This window comes from Vibrio palustris (assembly GCF_024346995.1).
Taxonomy (GTDB): Bacteria; Pseudomonadota; Gammaproteobacteria; order Enterobacterales; family Vibrionaceae; genus Vibrio; species Vibrio palustris.
Map to the genome: position 1 here is coordinate 1,983,551 of NZ_AP024887.1, position 22,334 is coordinate 2,005,884.

Genomic DNA, 22,334 nt, shown 5'->3' on the forward strand with positions numbered 1-22,334 from the left:
GAGTTACTAGCAAGAAACCTTGCGGATGTTGTTAGATTATTTTTCATACACATCTTGACAGTTATCAACACTGACCAAAGATTATACAATGAGGGAGTGACCTCATTAAAAAACTATTAAATCATGGATTTAAAACCAGGACCAAAACCAATAGCCAAGTCAACCGGCAAGCCAGATCAACGTCGACGTGACAACAAAAAAACTCCAGGAAACACTCCGGGCCTAAAGCCGAGTAAATCCTCGACCAAGTAACTGTATCTCAATGTCGAGTCAGAGTGAGTTGTACTGGCTCTTGTTACTTAAATCGATAAGTAGCTGTTCGACCATTCTTTAATGTAGTAATGATGCTACATACCTATCATTTCAGTCAGCCATTATGTGTTAAGTTGAGTATTTTTACGCAAGTGTCATGATGATTAATACCAATTTGACATTTGTATTAAGCATATTAAATTTTCGTCAACTATCGTTATGTTTTATCTATGGAAAGTATGTGTACTGTTAGTTAGGAGCACTGTTACATTTCCAACGGACATTGAATTCCAAGGAGTGGTAATATGAGTATCCCACAGGGATTAAGAGGAAGATATGCGTATCATTTTACTTTGGTCGACAACCTAGAATCGATCATTGATAGTGGTCTGCTGTGTACAAACCTAAAGAATGAACGCGGGATATCTCATGAAAACATCGCAGAGCAAGTTATCCAGGGCAGAAGAAGCACTATGCCTGTGCCCTGTTCGGGAGGCAATTTTGTTCACGATTACGTTCCTTTTTATTTTTCCAAAAAAACTTCCATGCAGCTCGGTGTTATTAATAAAAAGAATGTAGACCAACCTTTACTTATATACTTTGCCATTCCTATCGAAATTATTGAGCAAACTGCTGGCGTCGTGTTCTCAGATGCTTCTGCAAACACAGATACACCGCCAAACTTCTACAACGTATTCTCAGTAAACATGCTGAATTCTTTAAACTGGGATGCGATTGATGACAAAAAATGGGGATGTCCAACTGATGATTATCGACATCAAAAAATGGCAGAGCTACTTGTTCCTAACGGTGTTCAAATTTCCGAAGTGTCTTACATTGTTGTTTGGAATGAATGGATAAAGAAAGAGGTTGAAAAAATATTTCAAGCCAAAAGCATTCAGCCCCCTACAATCAAGTATGATGAAGGTCATTACTACATTAATTTTTACGAAGGCGGTAGAAAGTCTATCGTAACAGGTCCAAGATTTTTAAAGCATGAAGTAGAAAAGACGATTTCAGATATATGTAAAAGCATTAATATCCCTAAGAAATATGGGAGTGCACGCGCCGCACTAGATGCTATAGCATATGATTTTTCATCTATAAAAGAGCTTGACGATATCGATGGATTAAGAGCTAGTTACGGGCCTCATAGTGATGATGTTGGTACACACAGTAAAAAAGTGGCAGATGGACTTGCTCAGTTTCCCGAATACAATGACTTATCTAATCAGGACAAAGAGATTGTTCGTTTGGCAGCGTATTTTCATGATATTGGGAAAGGGCCGAAGTCTCGATGGGGACAAGACGGAATGACTAAGGCTGATAACGATCATGCGGTTAAATCATTGCCAATGTTAAAACGAATCCTAACTGAAGATATTGGTGGGCTTAGCGAAGACAACATAAGGAAAATTGTAATTTTAGTAACTTATGACGATCTTATTGGAGATATAGTTGCTAAAGGGCGCGATGAGAAGCAGTTAGTTGATATAATTAAAGATGAAAATGATCTAAAGATGCTTGTTGCTATTGCTAAGGCAGACATGAATTCAATCAATATGGCTTGGGTGATGATCCATAATCAATCAATTGAATGCTTGAAAAACAGAGCTCTTCAAAAAATAGAGTGTGATAGCTAATGCTAGAATTTGTTAAAGGTGATTTCTTTGATTTTGATGCTGACATCAGGGTTAACACGGTCAATTGCGTGGGCGTTATGGGCGCTGGCGTAGCACTGGCTTTCAAGAATAAATACCCTGAGATGTTCAAAGAATATGTACGGCAATGTAAGGCAAATGAAATAGCCCCCGGAAGACCTTGCGTATGGAAACAAGGAGATATGTTTTCGAAACAGATTGAAATCATAAATTTCCCCACAAAGAATCATTGGAGAAAGCCCTCTGAGTATGAGTATATTGAAGATGGACTTATCTGGCTTTCCAATTACTTAAAGAATAAAGAGGGCTTGACAATAACATTGCCTGCTCTTGGATGTGGACATGGGGGACTAGATTGGGAACGAGTTAAGAAGCTAATCACAAAATACCTTAAAGAAACGTCAAACAAAATTCTTGTATTTGAACCAGAATCTTCGAAGAAGGCTGGTAAAAAAGTATCAATTCCGTCTAAGAAAATATTTGAACTGGAGAACCTAGGTGTATACGCTGTAGCTAAAGATGAAAATAATTATCCATCTGGATTAATACGTTATACAGAAAAAGATCTCTGGGTTCTTGGGGATTTAATTACAGAGTTTGATGTTGCTGTTATTTCTAGCACAAAGCCTAACGATGAAGAAAAGTCTATCGTAGATGAATTAATAAATTATTGTGTTAAAAACAATTATAGCATTTTGTTTGGCGGATCTGCATTTGATAAAAGAATGGCGTCAATTGCTATGAAGAAAGGAGTTAAAACAGGTGTATTCTTGCCAAGTGGAATTTATAACTCCGCAGAGAGGATGCGTGATAAAGGGGGAGATAAATCTATATCTGTTCTTTCCATAGGTAACCCTTTTACAACATTCGATAAAAAAGAATATATTCCATCCGTTCTAAGCCGTATGTTTATCTGTAAGCTTGTTTTCTTCACAACTGACAGACTTAAATGGCTTGAAAAACAAAAAAATATTATTTTAGAAAATAAAATACATTCATATTTCGTTAACTACAAATCACTTCACGGTGAAGATTATTATGCGGCTATCGGTATAAACTCCGAACCAGTAGAGTTAGTTGATGGTGATTTTCCGATAGAAGATCTTAAGACAGTAGATTTATAAACATGGCAGTTGGGTAGAATCCTTCACATTCTATTCATACCTGATAAGTATGTAATGGACATAATGCGAGCCAGTCAACCATCACCGGCCCGTGTGCTTTCTAACTACTTGCGTCGGCCAAATAGCCAGCGTCTCATTTTGTCGATTTGATCGACCGTTCTCGTCATGTCCTTGTAAGCACGCCCTGCCAGCTTGTTTTGGAATACCTCCATTTTGTCGGCAATGGCTTTCATCTTCGGGCCGTGTCCGGTGCTGTGCAGCCACTGCCCCAAAAAATAAAAGGCCAGCATCACAATGAACATCACTGCGAAGAAACCAAATACCTCCGCAAGGTTTTGAGGTGGAAAGCTAAACTCCATAATCAGTAATCCTTATCTAGTTAGGCCATGCGGCCTTTTTTAACAAAGCTGGCAATCTCACTATTTCGTTCCTGTTCACGTTCCTGGGCATACGAAACGTAATCCTCAACGTCGAAGGTGTGCTTTTCCGGGTCGCGCTCTTGCCATTCTGCGTGTGCTTGGCGGGCTTCTTTCTGGTCCTCACTGGATAGGCCATCAAAGCCGCCGGTTTGATTCATCCAGCCAGTGCCGCCGCCTAAGCTATCGTTGTCAAATGCAGGGGAAGTATCGTCAGTCGCCCTCCTTATCGTCATCATCCCCGTTATCTTTCGTACTGTTTCGGATCGAGCTGGCTAAACGGCCTCCGCTAGTGCCACTGATTCTATCCCCGGCCATATCCCCCATTCCCTTGACCAAATTCGCACCGGTATCCGCTGCAATACGCCCCGCTTTTACAGCGCTACCTTTAAAGCCGCCGCCAGAGGATTCGCCACCGCTAGAAGATTGACCGGAAGCTTGGGAGAAGGAGCCAGCCTCATCAGAATCACCACCGCTATTAAATGCACCGCCCAAGCTCGACATAACGTCAGTATTATTCGCTACATTCTCACCCGCTTTTGCAAATGCAGCCTGAATAGCAGACGCACCGCCGGCGGTAGCCATTGCGGCACCGGCAGCCATACCACCAGTGGCAACAGCCGCTCCGGCCATCGCCCCGGCACTGATACTGCCAGCACCCGTCGCCGTACCGCCTCCAGGAACCAGGCTAGCGACCACATTGGGAACCGAGTGAATGAGCATCACGAGAACCAATGAAACGACAAAGATCACCAACAATTCACGCATGGGAGCATCATTGGATAGTTCGGCATAGAAACCGTCCATGATCGACATAGCAATGCCAATAAGCAACGTCATTGTCATCAACTTCAAAGCAACGCCTAATACGCTTTTGAAGTAGTTGATTGCTATATCTGAAGTCCAACGCGAACCACCAAACCCCAGCACGAAAACACCGGCATAGACTAATATCCAAGCCGTCACCAAGGCCAACAACACATTTGCCGCCACTACCGCCATACACGCCAAAATTGCCAACGTGATTAAGAAGATAGACAAGTTATCTATCGGGCTTGTGATGCTGTAGGACTCACCAGCTTTCACAATAATGTCGAACGCAATACTAATAGGCTCTGACGGGGTTAGATCTCTCGGAAGGCCACCGGCTTGAGCACCGATCATTCTCAACGAGTCGATGATTGACGTCGCAAAGTCTGGGCCGTTTCTGAGCAACCAGAGAAAGAAACCAAACGTCAGGATGAAGCGGACGAACTCGGCAAAAAACTCCCTTATATCCGCTTGTTTAAGGATTAAGGTCCCACCAGTCCAAACAAGGGATATAGTTCCCAGCGTCCAGAATAGCCAGGCGGCATAGTTTGTAATTACCGTGCCCCAAGTAGCACTGGCCGTCATGAAACGCACGGCCACTTCATCCAAGACACCATTAGGATCAATGGCCGCTGACGCAGTTTGCGAAGTCAGTACAACGGCCAGGAGCATCACAAGTCGAATGAATATCTTGCTCATGATTAGAACCCCTTATTCTTGGAGCGATCCGTGGGTTCGCCCATATCCCAAAGACAGTTCCCTTTTTCCTTCTGCTCTTTCGTCAGGTTCGGGTTGTTACAGTTGATCGTTGCAGGCTTTGGCCCGTTATCTTCACCGCATCCTACCAGGACAAAAGAGGCCAACGCACTAACGATAAAAACTCGGGTAATATTCTTCATAACTAAAAACTCCTGTTTTCTGAACGGTCGGTTGGCTCACCCATATCGAACAACCTTTCACGGGACGCTTGATATTGAGCTTCGCGGTCAGCATCCGCCTGCATCCGAGTACCAACGGCATTCTGCTGAGCAATCAGCAAGCTGCGGATTTGCAGGAGCTGGCTGGCCTGGTTGCTAGCAAGCTGGTTAGCGTAACCAATCGCAGCCAGTTGGCCGTCCGCGCTCTGAGCACCAGATTGCAGGCGATTGAGCTGACGGGCATCGGCTTCCAAGTTATCTTGCTGCTGTTCCAAACTCCTAAACAGCGCGTCGTTGGCCTTTTTCTGCGATTCAGACGCAAGGCGTCGGTTCTCGGTCATTGCGGCGCGTTCGGCATCGCTGCACCCCGCCGAAGAGAAGCATGGCGAGCTGCGGTAATAGGCTACGTCCTGGAACTTGCCTAGGTAAGCATCGAGGCTACCAAGCTGGTTCTGATAATAGGCGAGTGTGTTGGTCGCCTGGTTCAGATCGTTGATGGTCCGCTGCGCCTGGTCCCAAATATATGAAGCAGGGGCCATCGAGTTTTGCAGCATATTTTCATACTGCTGCAACTGGGTTTGATACTGCTGAATTTGCTTAGTAGTCTGTGTAACAGCTTCCATTGCCGACATGATGTTCTGAACTAGATTCGTACCATCTGCAACCGGAATCCCCGCATATACAGGATTAGAAAGGTTTAACGCCAAGGAGATGGCAAGCACGGGAATTTTAGCCGCTAAAATTTTTCGTTTTAACATGGTTAATTACTCTTAGTTATTATGACTAAAAGTTGCATTCACCAACCTGTAGGCTCGTCTCCTACTCCTGCCGTTGCCAGCGGTGAATGTGGGCCTTTTCAGAGATAGATCGCCACTTACTATCCCGGCGCCCGACCTGCGCGACACCGTAAAACGCGCGGCCAAATAGGGTTAAACATCGGTGTTATTACCAACCGAAGCGGTTAGGGCTTCCGTCGATTCCTTTGCAATCACATCAACGTGATCGGCTCTTATGTTGTCTTTTCGCCTTTTTAGCTGCCTGCTCAGCTTGGAGCTTAGCTTTACGCTGCTCTAGTGCCGACATGACCGTCGCTTTTTGAGTTACAGAGCCTGACTGTATCGCTAAGACCTCTAACTGAGATAGGTTTTGCAACCGGCCACGGCGTGGAGGTGGCACTTTGCCAATCGGTAACACGCCAGGCTTATCAGACCGCTTGGCCATGTTATTCTGGGCCATAAATGCCTGACGACGGCGTTCTAGTCCTTGATCGGCAAATTTGATAGACAGATTGCCATCTACCGCCGCCTTGATTACTCGCGCTTTGAACTCAGGCGAACCATTAACGGTAATACGATTACCGTAACGCTCCATTGCTACCTTTAGCGCAGCTAAGACACTGGTTTGATTGGAAGCCGTCGCCACTTGTAGACGCTCACCATCATCACGCACGGCGCTGTTACCTGCTCGATAAATAATGGTGCCTTTTTTCGTAATCGTATCGACCGTTGCTTTGGGCTCGGCCTGAACTGCGTCTCCTTTGAGGTTATTACCTTTGAGCTTTTGTGCAGCCTCTCGGCTACGTAGCGCTTTGAGGGCTTCGCTATCTCCCTGCAATGCCTGGCTCTTTAACCAATCTGCCCAGGCTTGGCGTTTATTGCTTTGATATATCGTTTGCCGTTGCTCTTGGTAACGCTTGTGAATGCGCTCAAGATCGCTTTTCAATGCATCGCTGGCCTGTTTGTACAAAAGCTTCTTAGTAAGCTTATTACTACCGGTTAACTTAATCGCTGCGCGACGGCCACGCCCTTTCCTCTTGGCGTTTTCAACCTGTCGATCTTTATCACGACGAGCCTGCTCAAGGGCTTGCGTTTTACTCTCTGCGGCACGTTTCTGCTCTGCTTGATAACGGGCATATAGCTCGGTGGTATTCACCTTCAAGCGAACAGGTCGGTGTGTATATTGGCGGCTCGGCTTAACAGAATCCGATGCAGTCGCTTCAAAGGGACCAAGGCGCGCTTCGAGTTTGGGTTTAGAAAACTCACGTCCCAAGGTGCTCGCTTTGATGATCGCTTCACCGTCGGCAACGATCACTAGACCATTTCCTCTCGTTCTTAACTGCAAACCATTGTCCTGCATGACCTGGTGAAACGCCTGCCAGCTATTGGCTGATTTAATCTCGTCCATGCATTCGCGCTTCACCCACCCCACTAAGCTTTCAATACCCGAATGCCGCTCCATATCCATCGCACGTGATTCGGCCCCGCGCTTGCGCGGTATATGATTATCCGGCTGCAAACCAAAGTCCTGCTCGATGGCCTCGCACATTTCCGCTAGCTTTTTATGCGGGTAATACGGCTCATGGATTGTGTTGCGAGTAGGGTGAATCTTGTTAATTGCTATATGGATATGTTGATTGTCCGTATCATTGTGTACAGCACTGACACGCTGATGCTCACCGTAGCCCAAGCCTTGGCAAAGGCGTTCTTCTATCGCGGCTAAAGTATGCGCTTCTAACTGTTCACCATTAGTGAAGCTCACTATCAGGTGGTAGGTTTTATCACTCTTTGCTCGGGTGTTCGCAAACTGAGTCGCCAACACCTCACTGATCGCATCGCGCACGGTTTTCGCTTCACAGTTATTTAAACGAACGTTACCAAGTCGATGCTCTTTGCTCTGGTGAGCGGTGATGTAATTCACCAAGCCTGCAAAGTCAGATTTCCCCTGAGAACGCATCGGGACATGCTTGGCGATCATTGGTCCACCCTCGGGCGAAGAATAGTCTCCATAAGTGAACTCATTTGATCTTGCGTCGCCTCGATACGATTAAGCACTGCCAAGATCGTATTGGCCCCAACATGTCCCACCTTGGCATCATTACTAAGCCATAACTTCAGCAATCCACCCAGACGTCCTAAGTCACCATTAACCCGCACTAACTCGCGTACATGCTCTGCATCGGTAATTCCCTGGATACGATAGCCTTGGCCTACTTCACGCAAATAGGTCGAAGCACTGAGCCCTGCCTGTACTGACATGGATTCGATCAGCGCACGCTCTTCCGGTAGGCAATAGACCTTAATCGGAGGACTATTCTTTCTCGTCGTATTATTTGTGTTGTTCTCCATCTGTGTATCCTCTCTCAGGCCCCGCAGGGCAGGATCAACGTTGAGTGCCGAAGGTGCGAATAAGTCATAAGTGAAGAGGCTTCGCCATGCTTGCATGGTGGGCCTACTTCACACATCCTGCCCGCATATCAGCATTGGTTTTAGCAAGGTAACCTCTGCATACAAGTCTGCATTTCTGTGTATTTTCCTGTTTTGCCTGCTCGGTAATCTGTTTATATAAAAAGCCGATAGTTACAGCACTCTTATAACGACTGAATAGCGCTGAAATAGCGGTCTTACAGTAATTTATGTGTGTTGGCTTTACTCAATATCACGACACCGAAAAGCACAGCTTTCCTTACACTTTCCGATCTAGGCTAAATTCAAAGCCTTCGTGTTTAACTGCCCCTCAAGTGTCAATAAATGTTTAAACGCCAAGGTAATTAAAATAAAAATACTTTATTTTTCATAACGTTAAAAATACATAACTTCCCAAAAAATGATTTCATTGACACTTTTGAGCAACTTATTTATCAAAGTTATCCACAATATTTGTTTGTTCAACTACAGGTTTATTTTTTTATATAGGTATACCTACAGGAAAGTACTATAGGGGGATCTACAACCACCTGTTATTAAAAAACTTTTTGGTACTTCGCGGGACAGAACATGCGCACTCCGGGACAAAACATGCGTAAGCCGGGACAGAACATGCGCAAAATACCCCCTTTAAAGCGGGACAGAACATGCGTGGATAACTTTCTAAATACCCAGGCTTAATAACATCAAGAATGGTGCGTACATACTGTTTCATGCCGCTCACTCTATCGCTTTGTCCGTCGAGGTACTTGAGGAGCACTAGGCTTCAAAAGCAATCCTTTTTGAGTTGGAGTAGCATCTAGCTCTGGCCATGCATATTGAACCTTTTTAAGCCCATCGAGAAACCGTTTTCTGAAATCTCGATGCCCCTGAGAAGTATTAGGATAATTGGCTCCTATTTGGTCCATTAGCCCTTCCCAAGGAATGACTGTTGAACGTTTTAAATAGCTGACTCGGTATGTTGCCCAGCAATATATATCAAGAGCCATAGGAGAGCGCTTAATCAACCGCAAAACCCTCATATCTAGAGGAACTGGTTTATCTGTTATCAGTTGAAAAAACTTTGGCGACAGATCTACCCAAGAGCCCCATAATGAATTTTGATCTGGATGCTTTGTGCTCCACCATATATGTGAAACATCCGCCACTCTGGCACCAATCTCATCCTCAGCAATATATTCATCACCTTCATTATGTTCCGTAAACATAACGCTAATGGTGGTTTTAAAAAGTTTGCCCATCTGCTCACGCAAACGCGGAATAGAACCATCTTTCCCCCCAGTTCCCGATAACCCTAGTTCGGCCATAAAACTTCTCTGAGAATTCCCTAATTCAAGCCTGCGCGCCTCTGCCTCATCGATATAACCTTTATCCAATCTGGACTTGTTTCTTACTGCTTGAGTGGTCATCCAAACCAGAAGCAAACGTGCATAGCAACCATAAGGCAAACCTACCGATGAGGGGGCCATCATGTGCATTGTGAAATTACCATTCTTACGACTCCACTCATTCGATTGGGGTTTGCTATGCGGTATGGTTGCTTGAATCAAAAGCCGAGCGATAAAACCGAGTTCATTAGCCTCCTGAGCACTGCACTCCTGGATTGCTATGATGTTGTCGATATATTTCGTGCTTAGCTCTAGCTTACCGCTGGCACCCGAGGCACTTTTTTGCCGAGTGGTTCCCCTAGCCTGAACATCCGTTACATCTTTGATCGTCATATGAACTCAGACTTACCAAATAAAACCGGGTCTTGCGGCTTTTAACGCAGATCTGCGCTTTTCTTCTATCCAGTTCTCCACTTCAGCTAGGTCCCAAGCAACACTTCGGCTGGTCAGAACAATACGACGAGGAAACTCACCACGCTGTTCCAGGTTATAGATTGTTCGATCAGACAAAGGGATCATGCTGAGTAAGGTCTTGCGATTAATCAGCGTTTTGTTTGTCATTGATGGATTCATAACCTTCTCCTTTTCAACATTCTTGGGTTGATAATGCCAGGAGTTGCCTGTAGATTAGACCAATCATTGGACAAAAAAGTGGGATATGAAAATATTTGAAACTGAGGTAGATGCGTCAGAACGACTAGGTCAGTTTTATATCCCTGTATGGGAGAATTCTGATAAGTCTGTAGCAAATGCCATTCGCATTTTTAGGGAGAAATGGCATTCATACTCGGAAGAGTCTAAAAGCCACAGCATCATAAACTTGATTAAACAGGTGATTGATCCCGTGGTATCGGAATACTTGAGTAGCCTTCCAAACCAGTATTTGTCCTATTGCTCTATCTCAAGAGAAAAGTGTAACTATAGTGATCTCATCAAGTTGAGAGGTTTTCGTTATACGGCCGACCAAATTCACTTTTATTTACGCGACTTTGTTGAGAAGAGCTCCCACACAGAGCAAGACATACTATTCATATCGACTCAAGATATGCTCAAATCATTGTTTATGATTTGTGAAGGAAAGAAACCTCATAGATCAAAACTAGCGCCTGATATCAGTTTAAAAGCGGATAAAAAAACACGACTGTGTGCCTTGTGTGGGAACCCAACAGAGTTTTCACAGTTCATGCACACATGGACAAAACACGGATATATTGAGAGAGAAAACAATGATCATGACAATGCTAAAGACAATGATGAAAAAGAAGGAAAGAAAAAGCGACCAGATCTGAGTACGAATTACTGTCTAAACCATCGTCCCAAGCTTCATGGCCGATGGAACTCTCTATATAAGCAAGCCAAGCGCTCTACAGAACAATTTGAGAAAGAAGTCTTGAGATTACGACGCCAAATAGCTCATCCAGACCGTCATAACGCTAAGTCCGGAGATAGATTAATTGATGAGTACTTTTATCACTTCATGCTGAACTCTTCACTGGCCCCAACTAATGTACCCGAACTACGCAATTTAGCGCGCAAGATGGTAGATTATCGGATAACGGACAATAAAAAGCGCATGCTGGTTCTTCGCAAACAGAACAAATCTAATGAAAATATTGGTATATTGCTGGGTGAAATCACGGGTAAGCCTTTGTCAAACCAAGCTGTGTCTAAGGCCTTGGGAACTATTCGAGAAGAATTTCAGCTACCAACGTTCAAAATTAATGAGAAACTTTAGCCGCTAAAATCCAACCAATTTATATAAATAGCACTAAAAGGCTGCGCCACCCTCTAGGTGGACAATGCGTTACAACTACTAACTTCACGATATTTTCACCAATTGGTTGATAGTTATGTGTTTATGGAAGAGAATGTATCAAAACCGAATGCAACTTGATGCTATGAAATACAACTATTCTGAAATATCTCCCAAACAATTTGAGTCGTTGGTTATTCAACTATGTTATAAGTTATTGGGCTACGGCACTAAAACCTTTGCAGATGGAGCTGATGGAGGTCGAGATGCTCGGTTTGACGGTAAAGCCACAGATATACCTAGCTATAGGGATCCATGGACAGGCTTAACAATCATTCAGGCGAAGCATACCACCGAGTATAATAAAAAGTTTTCAGACAACGACTTTTTCGGTTCTAAAAGCTCTATCGTGAATGAAGAAGTCGAAAAAATGAGAAAGTTGATTTTAGAAGATGGTATGAAAAACTACATGCTATTCGCTAATAGAAAGTTACCAGCAAATGCTCATGAAGAAATTTTAGACTATATGTCGAATCAAACCGGCCTGGAAAAAAGAAATATAGTCCTACTTGGAGTTGAAGACATTGAAAATTATTTAAAGGCTTTTCCTGACATTCCTGAAAAAGTAGATCTAAATGCTTTTGATATGCCTCTAAATATAGAACCAGATGAGCTTGCGGATGTGATTATTCGCATTAAAAATGAAATAACAAACATTAATGAACTAGTTAATACCAAACCAGAAAAAACCATAGAAAATATTAAAAGAACATCTTTAGAAAAGAAAAACAAAATTAATAATTTAAATTCAAGTTATTCTAAGATAATTGAAAACAAAATGATTGCCTTTAATGAAATAAGCGACTTCTTGTCTAGACCCGAAAACTCAGAGTTTCAGGAAAAATATTTAGAGTGCAAATCAGAGTTAGACGAAAAAATCAGAGCAATAAAAAAACCAACACATGAATTCAATTACATAATTGAAAAAATTTATGATCTAATAATATCTAGAGACCAAGACTGTAAAACCAACAAAAGATTAACAAAACTAATGCTACACTATATGTATTACATTTGTGATATAGGTGAAGTGGAAAGTGAAAAGGATGGCATTTATGCTATTACAGCCTAATAAGAACTCTCATCCTGATTTGACTGTTTTAGCTGTATCTTCTTTTTTGCTAAAGCGGATAAAATATAAAAAAGTTGAGCCTTACAGCAACTTATACGAAGAACTAAAAAAGAAGAATGAAAAGGCGATATATCTTTTGGATCTATCATTGGAGTTTTTATTTATTCTTGGTTTAATTGAATATCATGAAAAAAATGACTTAGTTGAGTATATAGGAAAATGAAATTAACTAAAATCTACTCAAACAAAAATAACATATTTAATCCTATTACATTTAATGAAGGATTCAATGTTGTATTTGCAGAAATAAAACTTCGTGAAAATCAGGATAAGGACACCCATAATCTTGGAAAAAGCAGATTAATGGACCTAATTGATTATTGTTTATTAAAAGAAAGAAAGCCTTCATTCTTTCTATTTAAATACTTTGAAAAATTTAAGAATTTTGTGTTTTTTTTAGAATTAAAGTTAAACAACGGAAAGTACTTAACTGTAAAAAGATCTGTATCATCCAACACAAAAATATCGATAAAAATACACAAAGAAAAAGAACAAGACTTCACCTTATCAAGTGATAAGTTCTGGGATTATTTCGATATACCTATTGATACAGCGAAGTTAATTCTGGATGCAAACTTTAATTTAAAAAGTATATCTCCATGGGACTATCGAACTGCAATTAATTATGCTCTAAGAAATCAAGATGATTTTTCTGATATTTTTAAGTTGAGTAATTTCCTAGGAAGACATCTACACTGGAAGCCATACGTAGGAAAAATCCTCGGTTTTAATGCGGATAATCTGAAGCGAAACTATGAACTAGCTTATGATATTGAGAAATCAAAAGAACTACTTACGGAATTACGCTTAGATATTGGAGAAATACTAGGAGACGAAGAAGAAGTATTAACTGGATTATTGGATATAAAGAATAAAGAATCTGAATCATTACAGAAACAGTTAGACACGTTTAACTTTAATAAGGTAGACACGGAAAATATAAATAAATTAGTATCAGAAATAGATGAAGACATTTCCGAATTAAACAAAGTAAAGTATTACCTCTCTGCCAATATAAGAAAACTAAACAATACACTAAAAGACGAAAAAATAAACCTGAAAACATCTTTAACCCAAAAACTATTTGAGGAAGCTGGGATAATATTCGATGGACAGATAAAAAAGTCCTATGATGATCTAATAGAATTCAAAAGAAAAATAACAACAGAAAGAAAAAAATACGTTAAAGTCAAAGTTAAAGAATTAGAAGACGAGCTTAATCTCGTAACAAATAAACTTGAAGAATTAAACACATCTCGTTCCAAAAAACTATCATATTTAAATAAAATAGGAACTTTTGATAAATATAAAGAAGTCACATCTATACTTCTTTCTATTAAAACAGAGATAAATGATATAAATAGAAAGCTTACATTAAGTAAAAAAATAAGTGAAACAGAAGAAAAAATAAACGAAGATGAAAACGAGCAATCGCTTACAAAAGCGTTAATTAAGGATAACAGAGAAGAGGTAACTAAAGATAAACAAGGTGTTTACAGTTCAATTAAAAATCTATTCTCTATATTTGTTCTAAGTGTTTTAGATAAGAACGGTTTTATTAGCACTAAACAGAACAAAGAAGGAAACTTAGAGTTCTATGCCGGAATAATGGGTGATACCGGTGAGCAGACAGGTGAGAGTGATGGTCATTCATATAAAAAGATTCTTTGTATGGGATATGATTTATCAGTTAGCTTTGCTTATTCAAATGCCGACTTCGTTCGGTTTATTTATCATGACGGTGGATTAGAAACACTTGATGAACGTAAGAAAAAAGCCTTTTTAAACTTTGTAAGAACTTATTCTGAACTATACGGCATACAGTATATATTAACAGTTATTGATTCCGATATGCCATCTGGAGTTAATTTCTCAGACGAGGAAATCGTCCTAAATCTTCACGATAATGGACAAAGTGGACGTCTATTTAAAATGCCTTCTTGGTAAAGTCTGTACCGTAAAATTAAAAAGGGGCAGTATATCCCCCTTTTTCTAGGAATATAAATTAACCCACTCGTCAATCATGTCAGCCCAATCCTGCAACATGGCCGCGCGCTGTTCTCGGTACTCGGCTTTGTTGTAAACAGCCCTAACCCCTTTCTGCTCATGTGCTAAGCATTTTTCTATCCAATCCGTATTGTATCCAGCCTCATGCAGTAAAGTACTCGCTGTTCGACGTAAATCATGTGGCCCGAACTTACTTAGTGACTGACCTTCTTTTTGAGCGGCCTTGTACGTTAGAGCCAATACACGATTCATTGTCGCACTGCTCATTGGGGCATCGGAGTCATAACGAGAAGGAAGAATGTAATCAGATCCACCAGCAAATGTCTTCAAGGCAATAAGAATGTCCATCGCCTGGCGTGACAAAAACACCAGGTGAGGCTTTCGTCTTTTCATTCTTTCTTTCGGAATCGTCCACAGCGCTTCGCTAAAATTAATTTCACTCCAAGTCGCATTGGTTAACTCACTTTTGCGCACCATAGTTAGCAATAGCAATTTTACCGCAGCACGAATCGAAGGCGTGGTTCCTACTTTTTCCATATATCGGTACATCAAACCGATCTCAGCTGGTGTTAACGTTCGGTCTCTTGGTTCAAATCGCGCGATACTTGCGGGCCGAACCAGGTCTGCCGGGTTCTCAACTTTCTGGCCCCGTTCAATTGCCCACCGATACACCTGGAGTACAATATCACGCGTGTGTACAGCCGTTGCGGGTGCTCCACGCTCTACTATCGAGTCAGTCAGTGAACGCAGATCTTCATGCGTAATTTCTGTGAGCTTCCAGTTACCAAATTTATCTTTAAGTTCTCGAGCATAAACTGAGCGACGCATATCCCGGGTAGAATCGGCCATCTGATAGCCTCGCAGCCATTTTATGGCCCAGGCACCAAAGGTTTCAGCGTCGTTCGTTCTCGCCTTAGCACGGGCTTTCTCTTTGGCCGGTGACTTTCCATCAATAACCATTCTCTTCGCTTCATTGAGACGCTCACGCGCTTCTGCTAACGTGATGCCCCCTACTCCGTAGCGACCAAAGGTAATGGTTTCTTGCCTACCATTGATCGAGTAGTTGTAACGAAAGGAGATAGACCCCGCTTTGGTGACAGCAACATAGAGGCCATCACGGTCATTAACTTTATATAGTTTATCTTTGGGCTTGAGATTGCGTAGCTTGGTATCAGTCAGCATGTTTCGACCTATTATTGTTGTTTAATACCATGCTGAAACACCCCTAAAAAACCAGAGATTAATCTTTATAAAACAGATAGATATAATGATTTAATACCATGTCCCATCAAAAACACTCAGCATGGTATCGGGCGTAATCCATGGCATTACCGATGAATCATACCCATCAAAATACCACGGTCAAACCGTGCTTGGTGTTGCCAGACATTGCCAAAAATGACTAAGCCAAAAACAAAAAAAGTCCGCAATTACGCGGACTTAGGTATGATTTAGTGCCTGTTAATGCCAGACCTTTCTTAAAGGAGCATTATTCCCACTCAATCGTCGCAGGTGGTTTGCCTGAGATATCGTAAACCACGCGGGAAATACCATTCACTTCATTGATGATGCGGTTAGAGACCTTACCTAAGAAATCGTATGGTAAGTGTGCCCAATGCGCGGTCATAAAGTCGATGGTTTCAACGGCTCGTAAGCTCACAACCCAATCATATTTACGGCCATCACCCATTACGCCCACTGAGCGAACAGGAAGGAAAACCGTAAACGCTTGTGATACTTTGTTGTAAAGATCCGCAGCGTGCAGTTCTTCAATAAAGATAGCATCGGCTTTACGCAGTAAATCACAGTATTCTTTTTTGATTTCACCCAGTACACGCACACCTAAACCTGGCCCAGGGAATGGGTGACGGAATAGCATGTTGTATGGTAAACCAAGTTCAAGACCAATTTTACGCACTTCGTCTTTAAACAATTCACGTAGTGGTTCAACCAAGCCCATTGCCATGTCGTCTGGCAGGCCGCCAACGTTATGGTGAGATTTGATCACGTGCGCTTTACCGGTTTTTGATGCGGCTGATTCAATCACATCTGGGTAAATAGTGCCTTGCGCTAACCATTTTGCGTTTTTCAGTTTACGTGATTCTTCATCGAATACGTTAATGAACACGCCACCAATGGTCTTACGTTTTTCTTCTGGGTCAGACTGGCCTTGTAATGCATCAAGGAAGCGATCTTCCGCATTGACATGAATAATGTTTAAGCCGAATTTATCGCCAAACATGTCCATGACTTGCTCAGCTTCGTTCAAACGCAATAAGCCATTATCCACAAACACACAGGTGAGCTGCTTACCAATCGCTTGGTGTACCAGCATTGCCACAACAGAAGAGTCAACACCACCAGAAAGACCAAGAATAACTTCGTCATCGCCGACGGTTTCTTTAATACGAGCAACGGCATCTTCGATGATCGATGCTGGCGTCCATAAACGGTCACAAGCACACGCGCCTAATACAAAGTTTTCAAGCATTTGAAGACCTTGTTTAGTGTGAGTCACTTCTGGGTGGAATTGCACGCCATAGTATTTTTTCTCTTCGTTCGCAATCGCCGCATACGGACAGGTATCCGTTGACGCCACTTTTACGAAATCAGATGGAATTTCAACGACTTTATCGCCGTGACTCATCCATACGTCAAGCAGTGGGTTACCGTTCTCATCTTCGGCGTCTTTCAAGCCATTGAAGATGGTAGAGTCATTATTCACTTTTACTTGCGCATAACCAAATTCACGCAGATCAGAGCCAGCAACTTTGCCGCCTAGCTGTTCTGCCATGGTCTGCATACCGTAACATACACCGAGCAAAGGAACGCCAGAGTCAAACACATACTGGGGCGCACGTGGTGACTGGTTCGCTGTTACACTTTCAGGGCCACCAGAAAGGATAATTCCATCTGGATTAAATTCGCGGATATCCGCTTCTTCAACATCCCAGCTCCATAGTTCGCAGTAAACGCCGATTTCACGCACGCGACGAGCAACAAGTTGAGTATATTGAGAGCCGAAATCTAAAATTAGAATTCGTTGGTCATGAATGTCTGTCATATTGGGGAGTCTTTACCAGCTAAATTAGGGAACGGAGGCGAGTCTACCCGCCTCCTCATCAGTCTTCAAGCAAAAAAAGCAAACGTTTACTTGAGGTATTAATTAAGCACGATAGTTCGGTGCTTCTTTACTGATTTGCACATCATGTACGTGTGATTCTTTGATGCCTGCACCAGAGATGCGAACAAACTCTGCTTTAGTACGTAGAGCTTCAATATCAGCCGACCCAGTCAGCCCCATACAAGAACGTAAACCACCCATTTGTTGGTGAACGATTTCTTTTAGGCGACCTTTATAAGGGGTACGACCTTCAATTCCTTCAGGAACCAATTTGTCTGCCGCGTTATCGCTTTGGAAGTAACGGTCTGATGAACCTTTAGACATCGCGCCTAACGAGCCCATACCGCGGTAAGCTTTGTATGAACGACCTTGATAAAGTACCACATCACCCGGAGATTCTTCCGTGCCTGCTAGCATTGAGCCAACCATGACACACGATGCGCCCGCTGCAATCGCTTTTGAAATATCGCCAGAGAAACGAATGCCGCCATCAGCAATGACCGGAATATTATGCTCGTCAGCAACCGATGCTGCTTCAGACACAGCCGTTACTTGTGGCACACCAACACCAGTGACGATGCGAGTGGTACAAATAGAACCTGGGCCGATGCCGACTTTCACTGCGCTCACACCAGCGTCGATAAGTGCTTGCGCGCCCGCTGCTGTTGCGACGTTACCACCGATAATATCGAGGTTAGGGAATGCTTCATGAGTTTCGCGAATGCGTTGTAGAACGCCTTCAGAGTGACCATGAGAAGAATCGATCAATAGCACGTCAACGCCAGCATCAACCAATGCTTGAACACGTTCAACATTGCCACCACCCGCGCCAACTGCAGCACCAACACGCAAACGTCCATGCTCGTCTTTACACGCGTTTGGTTTACGCTCTGCTTTGTGGAAGTCTTTTGCTGTGATCATGCCTTTTAGTTGAAATTCATCATTCACGACTAACACTTTCTCTACGCGATCACGGTGCATGCTTTCTTGTACTACTTCACGTGACGCCCCTTCGGCAACCGTCACTAGGCGCTCTTTTGGCGTCATTACCGCAGAAACAGATTTAGTCATATCCGTCACAAAGCGAATGTCACGGCCAGTGATGATACCCACCAATTCGTGATTGTCAGACACCACAGGGAAACCGGCAAAACCGTGCTTTTCAGTGAGTGCTTTAACATCAGAGATAGTCGCATCAGGGCTAACCGTCACAGGGTGTGTGACCACGCCGGCTTCGAAAATTTTCACGCGACGAACTTCTTCAGCTTGCTGTTCAATAGACATATTCTTGTGAATAAATCCAATACCGCCCTCTTGGGCAAGTGCGATAGCAAGGCGAGCTTCTGTCACTGTGTCCATAGACGCTGAAATCATTGGGATGTTTAGCGAAATGTTTTTCGTAAGTCGAGTGCGAAGATCGGCTGTACTTGGTAGAACATTGGAATGGGCTGGGACGAGTAGAACATCGTCGAAGGTCAGAGCTTCTTTTGCAATTCGTAACATGTGCAATATCTCACAAACAGTGGAGTTTAAAGTAAACAATCTTTATCGTCGTTTCGCATAACCATAAAGATTAATATTTGATATTGCGGAAGGATTATACCCACCAAGCAATCGGTTGGCTATACATTTTTTTAAAAATAATTTGCATTACCCCCCTAGGTATGTATTATTTTGTCGCTAACTTCCATACCTTCGTCTCGGAAATTTGCTTTGTCTAACCTCGCCAATCAAAATATCTATACGGTTTCTCGTCTCAATGCTGAAGTGCGTCGTGTTCTAGAATCTGAAATGGGCATCGTTTGGTTAGTGGGTGAAATCTCTAACTTTTCCGCACCTGTCTCCGGTCACTGGTACCTCACGCTCAAAGATTCTCGAGCGCAAGTCAAAGCCGCCATGTTTAAAGGTCGTAATCGTCTTGTACAATTTCGTCCTCAAAATGGCCAGCAAGTACTCATTAAAGCCCGTTTATCCCTTTATGAGCCACGCGGCGACTACCAAATCATTATTGATAGTATGCAACCAGAAGGTGATGGCCGACTTCAACAAGAGTTTGAACAACTCAAAATGAAGCTGGCTGGAGAAGGCTTATTCTCTCAAGATCATAAGCACTTATTGCCTGAGCATCCGCGTTGTGTGGGAATCGTTACCTCTAAAACCGGTGCAGCCTTGCATGATATTCTTAATGTACTAAAACGCCGCGATCCAAGCTTACCCGTTATCATCTACCCTACGATGGTTCAAGGGAATGATGCGGCGCTGCACATTGCACAGGCCATTGGTTGTGCCAACAGCCGTAACGAATGTGATGTGTTGATCGTCGGCCGCGGTGGTGGGTCACTTGAAGATCTGTGGTGTTTTAATAACGAGATTGTCGCTCGGACTATTTATTCCAGCCAGATCCCAGTGATCAGTGCTGTCGGCCATGAAGTAGATGTGACGATTGCGGATTTTGTTGCAGACGTTCGCGCGCCAACGCCTTCTGCCGCAGCTGAATTGGTCAGCCGTGATAATAGTGATAAACGGCAAGCGTTTGTTAATTATCAGCATAAACTGCTGGGTGAATGGCGTTACTATGTGTCACAACACAAAAACGCGCTTCAGCAACTGCAGTATCGCTTGAATCAGCAACACCCAATGTATCGTTTACAGCGACAGCAACAGTTACTCGATGATAAAGAAGCGCGCTTACGCCGTGCGATTGAACGTCACTTAACGCATACTCGCCAGCATATTGCTCGGCAAGAGTACCGTTTACAGTTACAATCTCCGGTAAGACGCATTACCAGTCAAAAGCATGCGTTATCGATAGCCGAAGGCCAACTTAAAGACGCGATGCAACGTCAGTTACTCAAACGTCGCTATCAATTCGGTATGCTAACAGAGAAACTCGATACCGTTAGCCCACTCTCGACCCTCTCTCGTGGGTACTCGATAACCCAAGATGAGCAAGGGACAGTTATCCATAACACTACGGATGTTAAACCGGGTGATAAGCTTATTACTCGCGTTGCCGACGGTGAAATTTACTCGACAGTCACTTCGTCTTAAGCCTCATGATCACTCGCCGTAAATACTGTATTTACGGCTGATTTAGACTTTAACTCATTGCATGTATTACAAAAATAGCTAACTGAACCACACGCTTGTAGCTTTTCTAATGGGCGATGACAACTTGGGCAGTAAACTTGCTTGTGATAATGCTGCTCGCATGAGTGACACACATAACCCCCGTCCCACTGTAATAATTCTGCGCACTGCGGACATCGATCTTCCATACATTTTCCTCATTCCTTTTGTGTTAGTTTCAACGATCGTTGCACTATAAATCATGATCTAAATCACAAATGAGTAGAACTCGACCACATTTATTCGTCATGCTCTACTCTGTACATATGGATCATTGCATGATCTTGCCCTTAATACCCTTTGATCAGCGATCTGTACTTAAAAGAACTTTTATATAACCACACCCCGAAAGCATGAGTTACATATGCTGTATATGGATTTATTAAAGATTATTATACTAACCATGAGATTATAATAGGAAATATACAGCATTTAATAAAAAGATCGTTGACTCAAATTACATCAACATGCGTTTGGAGTTCAAAATGCAGTGAATCATGCGGTATGACACTTGCGGTAATCACTTTATACTCACCTAAGTGTGTCGCATGGGTACCACCACATGGCATTTTTGCTACCAGATCATCTTGTAAATAGCATTGCCAGTATCGAGAGTCTGTTAAAGTATCACCTTCACAAATCAGTTCAATTTTCCCCGAATGAGCGATCCAGAGAGCTAATTGAGCATTGACTTGCTCTATGATGCTTGTGAGATCTTCCATCATTTCATGGGTATTTAGGCCACGTTTGCGTAGCGTTTTGCCTAATCGATAAGAGACCAACGCTGCATAAGGCGTAATTCGACTCGCTTCTTGAGCATAATTATGAAAATGATAGTGACCAAGCGGGTCTTTACGATCAGCCTCTTTGCGCCAATATCCCTGTTCGTGAAGTACTTTATTCAATGCCATGCTGACCAGGTGCTCTGCAGTGTGTGCAAGGCTAAGCGATGTTTGATATTCCTTATCGATTGAGAGCTCAACAGAGTCATGGCAAGCAATATTTGCATCGGAATGATCAATGCGATGCACAACAACAAAGCTCCATCCTGATTCATTACGCTTTACTGGAATGTCATGATGGACGTAAAGCTGCCCCGTAGCGTGTTCGACCACCCCTGTGAAACAATCGGTCACTGGATAGGTTTGCCCGCTATAATACAGCTCGCCCTTATCGGCAGGCTGATCAGGCCAAATATGGCTCACTGGATGAAATGGCGTAATATCTGTAACAATATCGATACCGTCTGCGTGTGGCTGTACGGCTAATACAGTGGCAGTCAATGTATCTGAAGAATGGGGAAAAGTAACGAGTGTCGAAGGGAACATGATCGGGCCTCATAAATGTTATTGGCCCAG

The 22,334-nt window shown here is 42.8% G+C and carries 21 protein-coding genes; 7 read left to right on the forward strand and 14 right to left on the reverse strand.

The features are described 5' to 3' along the window. The first annotated feature begins 557 nt into the window (after positions 1-557). Together OCU30_RS09275 and darG are read left to right on the forward strand one after the other, a co-directional pair. On the forward strand, positions 558-1,895 hold the full coding sequence (locus OCU30_RS09275; RefSeq protein ID WP_077311926.1) for a DarT ssDNA thymidine ADP-ribosyltransferase family protein: 1,338 nt from the start codon (positions 558-560) through the stop codon (positions 1,893-1,895). Continuing rightward, positions 1,895-3,037: a type II toxin-antitoxin system antitoxin DNA ADP-ribosyl glycohydrolase DarG gene (gene darG / locus OCU30_RS09280; RefSeq protein WP_077311924.1), complete on the forward strand. Its 1,143-nt coding sequence runs from the start codon at positions 1,895-1,897 to the stop codon at positions 3,035-3,037. Before OCU30_RS09275 ends, darG begins: the two co-directional genes overlap by 1 nt. Before the next feature lie 104 nt (positions 3,038-3,141). Here darG and OCU30_RS09285 read toward each other — a convergent pair whose 3' ends face one another. The 9 genes from OCU30_RS09285 to OCU30_RS09325 all read right to left on the reverse strand — a co-directional run bounded on the left by OCU30_RS09285 (position 3,142) and on the right by OCU30_RS09325 (position 10,344). After that, entirely contained in the window at positions 3,142-3,396 is a 255-nt protein-coding gene (locus OCU30_RS09285) for a hypothetical protein (protein WP_077311922.1), read from the reverse strand. 20 nt (positions 3,397-3,416) lie between these two features. Then, on the reverse strand, positions 3,417-3,614 hold the full coding sequence (locus tag OCU30_RS09290) for a conjugal transfer protein TrbL (protein ID WP_205408780.1): 198 nt from the start codon (positions 3,612-3,614) through the stop codon (positions 3,417-3,419). Between the two features lie 52 nt (positions 3,615-3,666). Beyond that, positions 3,667-4,962 (reverse strand): P-type conjugative transfer protein TrbL, encoded by a 1,296-nt coding sequence (trbL, locus tag OCU30_RS09295; RefSeq protein ID WP_077311920.1) that lies wholly within the window; start codon positions 4,960-4,962, stop codon positions 3,667-3,669. A 2-nt stretch (positions 4,963-4,964) separates the two neighbouring features. After that, the gene (locus OCU30_RS09300; RefSeq protein ID WP_077311918.1) at positions 4,965-5,162 is read right to left on the reverse strand and encodes a hypothetical protein; all 198 of its coding nucleotides are present in this window, start codon (positions 5,160-5,162) and stop codon (positions 4,965-4,967) included. A gap of 2 nt (positions 5,163-5,164) precedes the next feature. Then, a complete protein-coding gene (trbJ, locus tag OCU30_RS09305; protein ID WP_077311916.1) occupies positions 5,165-5,938 on the reverse strand; it encodes a P-type conjugative transfer protein TrbJ in 774 nt (257 codons plus the stop codon). 235 nt (positions 5,939-6,173) lie between these two features. Then, positions 6,174-7,934, reverse strand: a complete 1,761-nt coding sequence (gene traI / locus OCU30_RS09310) for a TraI/MobA(P) family conjugative relaxase (protein ID WP_261821301.1) — start codon at positions 7,932-7,934, stop codon at positions 6,174-6,176. Continuing rightward, on the reverse strand, positions 7,931-8,305 hold the full coding sequence (traJ, locus tag OCU30_RS09315; protein WP_077315580.1) for a conjugal transfer transcriptional regulator TraJ: 375 nt from the start codon (positions 8,303-8,305) through the stop codon (positions 7,931-7,933). Before traJ ends, traI begins: the two co-directional genes overlap by 4 nt. A gap of 803 nt (positions 8,306-9,108) precedes the next feature. Further along, entirely contained in the window at positions 9,109-10,104 is a 996-nt protein-coding gene (locus tag OCU30_RS09320) for a replication protein RepA (protein WP_077315529.1), read from the reverse strand. A 12-nt stretch (positions 10,105-10,116) separates the two neighbouring features. Continuing rightward, positions 10,117-10,344 carry a helix-turn-helix transcriptional regulator gene (locus tag OCU30_RS09325; protein WP_001069954.1) on the reverse strand — a complete coding sequence of 76 codons (228 nt, stop codon included), beginning with the start codon at positions 10,342-10,344 and terminating at the stop codon, positions 10,117-10,119. 85 nt (positions 10,345-10,429) lie between these two features. Between OCU30_RS09325 and OCU30_RS09330 the strand changes: the two genes are divergently transcribed. From OCU30_RS09330 to OCU30_RS09345, 4 genes are all read left to right on the forward strand, one after another. After that, a complete protein-coding gene (locus OCU30_RS09330; protein ID WP_077315530.1) occupies positions 10,430-11,506 on the forward strand; it encodes a transcriptional regulator in 1,077 nt (358 codons plus the stop codon). Between the two features lie 133 nt (positions 11,507-11,639). After that, the gene (locus OCU30_RS09335; RefSeq protein WP_205408839.1) at positions 11,640-12,656 is read left to right on the forward strand and encodes an ABC-three component system protein; all 1,017 of its coding nucleotides are present in this window, start codon (positions 11,640-11,642) and stop codon (positions 12,654-12,656) included. Next, complete coding sequence (locus OCU30_RS09340) at positions 12,640-12,879, forward strand: ABC-three component system middle component 8 (protein WP_077315531.1); 240 nt, start codon at positions 12,640-12,642, stop codon at positions 12,877-12,879. Before OCU30_RS09335 ends, OCU30_RS09340 begins: the two co-directional genes overlap by 17 nt. Continuing rightward, the gene (locus tag OCU30_RS09345) at positions 12,876-14,663 is read left to right on the forward strand and encodes a DUF2326 domain-containing protein (protein ID WP_077315532.1); all 1,788 of its coding nucleotides are present in this window, start codon (positions 12,876-12,878) and stop codon (positions 14,661-14,663) included. Before OCU30_RS09340 ends, OCU30_RS09345 begins: the two co-directional genes overlap by 4 nt. Positions 14,664-14,708: 45 nt before the next feature. On the opposite strand, the gene OCU30_RS09350 is transcribed toward OCU30_RS09345, so the two are convergent. The 3 genes from OCU30_RS09350 to guaB form a co-directional block, all read right to left on the reverse strand. Then, the gene (locus OCU30_RS09350; protein ID WP_077315533.1) at positions 14,709-15,905 is read right to left on the reverse strand and encodes a tyrosine-type recombinase/integrase; all 1,197 of its coding nucleotides are present in this window, start codon (positions 15,903-15,905) and stop codon (positions 14,709-14,711) included. 307 nt (positions 15,906-16,212) lie between these two features. After that, complete coding sequence (gene guaA / locus OCU30_RS09355; RefSeq protein ID WP_077315534.1) at positions 16,213-17,787, reverse strand: glutamine-hydrolyzing GMP synthase; 1,575 nt, start codon at positions 17,785-17,787, stop codon at positions 16,213-16,215. Between the two features lie 102 nt (positions 17,788-17,889). Further along, positions 17,890-19,350: an IMP dehydrogenase gene (guaB, locus tag OCU30_RS09360; protein ID WP_077315535.1), complete on the reverse strand. Its 1,461-nt coding sequence runs from the start codon at positions 19,348-19,350 to the stop codon at positions 17,890-17,892. Between the two features lie 210 nt (positions 19,351-19,560). Here guaB and xseA point away from each other — a divergent pair, with 210 nt between their 5' ends. Beyond that, positions 19,561-20,898: an exodeoxyribonuclease VII large subunit gene (gene xseA, locus OCU30_RS09365; protein WP_077315536.1), complete on the forward strand. Its 1,338-nt coding sequence runs from the start codon at positions 19,561-19,563 to the stop codon at positions 20,896-20,898. On the opposite strand, the gene OCU30_RS09370 is transcribed toward xseA, so the two are convergent. Both OCU30_RS09370 and OCU30_RS09375 read right to left on the reverse strand, forming a co-directional pair. Then, positions 20,895-21,125 carry a zinc ribbon domain-containing protein gene (locus OCU30_RS09370; protein ID WP_077315537.1) on the reverse strand — a complete coding sequence of 77 codons (231 nt, stop codon included), beginning with the start codon at positions 21,123-21,125 and terminating at the stop codon, positions 20,895-20,897. The genes xseA and OCU30_RS09370 overlap by 4 nt on opposite strands. Positions 21,126-21,428: 303 nt before the next feature. After that, positions 21,429-22,307: an alanyl-tRNA editing protein gene (locus OCU30_RS09375; RefSeq protein ID WP_077315538.1), complete on the reverse strand. Its 879-nt coding sequence runs from the start codon at positions 22,305-22,307 to the stop codon at positions 21,429-21,431. Positions 22,308-22,334 lie beyond the last annotated feature (27 nt).

What these genes read in the sequence shown, in the direction of transcription:
- OCU30_RS09330 (WP_077315530.1), top strand. Translation starts at nt 10,430, where the DNA reads ATGAAAATATTTGAAACTGAGGTAGATGCGTCAGAACGACTAGGTCAG.
- OCU30_RS09300 (WP_077311918.1), bottom strand. Translation starts at nt 5,162, where the DNA reads ATGAAGAATATTACCCGAGTTTTTATCGTTAGTGCGTTGGCCTCTTTT.
- trbJ (WP_077311916.1), bottom strand. Translation starts at nt 5,938, where the DNA reads ATGTTAAAACGAAAAATTTTAGCGGCTAAAATTCCCGTGCTTGCCATC.
- OCU30_RS09335 (WP_205408839.1), top strand. Translation starts at nt 11,640, where the DNA reads ATGTATCAAAACCGAATGCAACTTGATGCTATGAAATACAACTATTCT.
- OCU30_RS09350 (WP_077315533.1), bottom strand. Translation starts at nt 15,905, where the DNA reads ATGCTGACTGATACCAAGCTACGCAATCTCAAGCCCAAAGATAAACTA.
- traJ (WP_077315580.1), bottom strand. Translation starts at nt 8,305, where the DNA reads ATGGAGAACAACACAAATAATACGACGAGAAAGAATAGTCCTCCGATT.
- guaA (WP_077315534.1), bottom strand. Translation starts at nt 17,787, where the DNA reads ATGACAGACATTCATGACCAACGAATTCTAATTTTAGATTTCGGCTCT.
- OCU30_RS09340 (WP_077315531.1), top strand. Translation starts at nt 12,640, where the DNA reads ATGCTATTACAGCCTAATAAGAACTCTCATCCTGATTTGACTGTTTTA.
- OCU30_RS09320 (WP_077315529.1), bottom strand. Translation starts at nt 10,104, where the DNA reads ATGACGATCAAAGATGTAACGGATGTTCAGGCTAGGGGAACCACTCGG.
- trbL (WP_077311920.1), bottom strand. Translation starts at nt 4,962, where the DNA reads ATGAGCAAGATATTCATTCGACTTGTGATGCTCCTGGCCGTTGTACTG.
- OCU30_RS09370 (WP_077315537.1), bottom strand. Translation starts at nt 21,125, where the DNA reads ATGGAAGATCGATGTCCGCAGTGCGCAGAATTATTACAGTGGGACGGG.
- OCU30_RS09275 (WP_077311926.1), top strand. Translation starts at nt 558, where the DNA reads ATGAGTATCCCACAGGGATTAAGAGGAAGATATGCGTATCATTTTACT.
- OCU30_RS09325 (WP_001069954.1), bottom strand. Translation starts at nt 10,344, where the DNA reads ATGAATCCATCAATGACAAACAAAACGCTGATTAATCGCAAGACCTTA.
- darG (WP_077311924.1), top strand. Translation starts at nt 1,895, where the DNA reads ATGCTAGAATTTGTTAAAGGTGATTTCTTTGATTTTGATGCTGACATC.
- OCU30_RS09290 (WP_205408780.1), bottom strand. Translation starts at nt 3,614, where the DNA reads ATGAATCAAACCGGCGGCTTTGATGGCCTATCCAGTGAGGACCAGAAA.
- traI (WP_261821301.1), bottom strand. Translation starts at nt 7,934, where the DNA reads ATGATCGCCAAGCATGTCCCGATGCGTTCTCAGGGGAAATCTGACTTT.
- guaB (WP_077315535.1), bottom strand. Translation starts at nt 19,350, where the DNA reads ATGTTACGAATTGCAAAAGAAGCTCTGACCTTCGACGATGTTCTACTC.
- OCU30_RS09285 (WP_077311922.1), bottom strand. Translation starts at nt 3,396, where the DNA reads ATGGAGTTTAGCTTTCCACCTCAAAACCTTGCGGAGGTATTTGGTTTC.
- OCU30_RS09345 (WP_077315532.1), top strand. Translation starts at nt 12,876, where the DNA reads ATGAAATTAACTAAAATCTACTCAAACAAAAATAACATATTTAATCCT.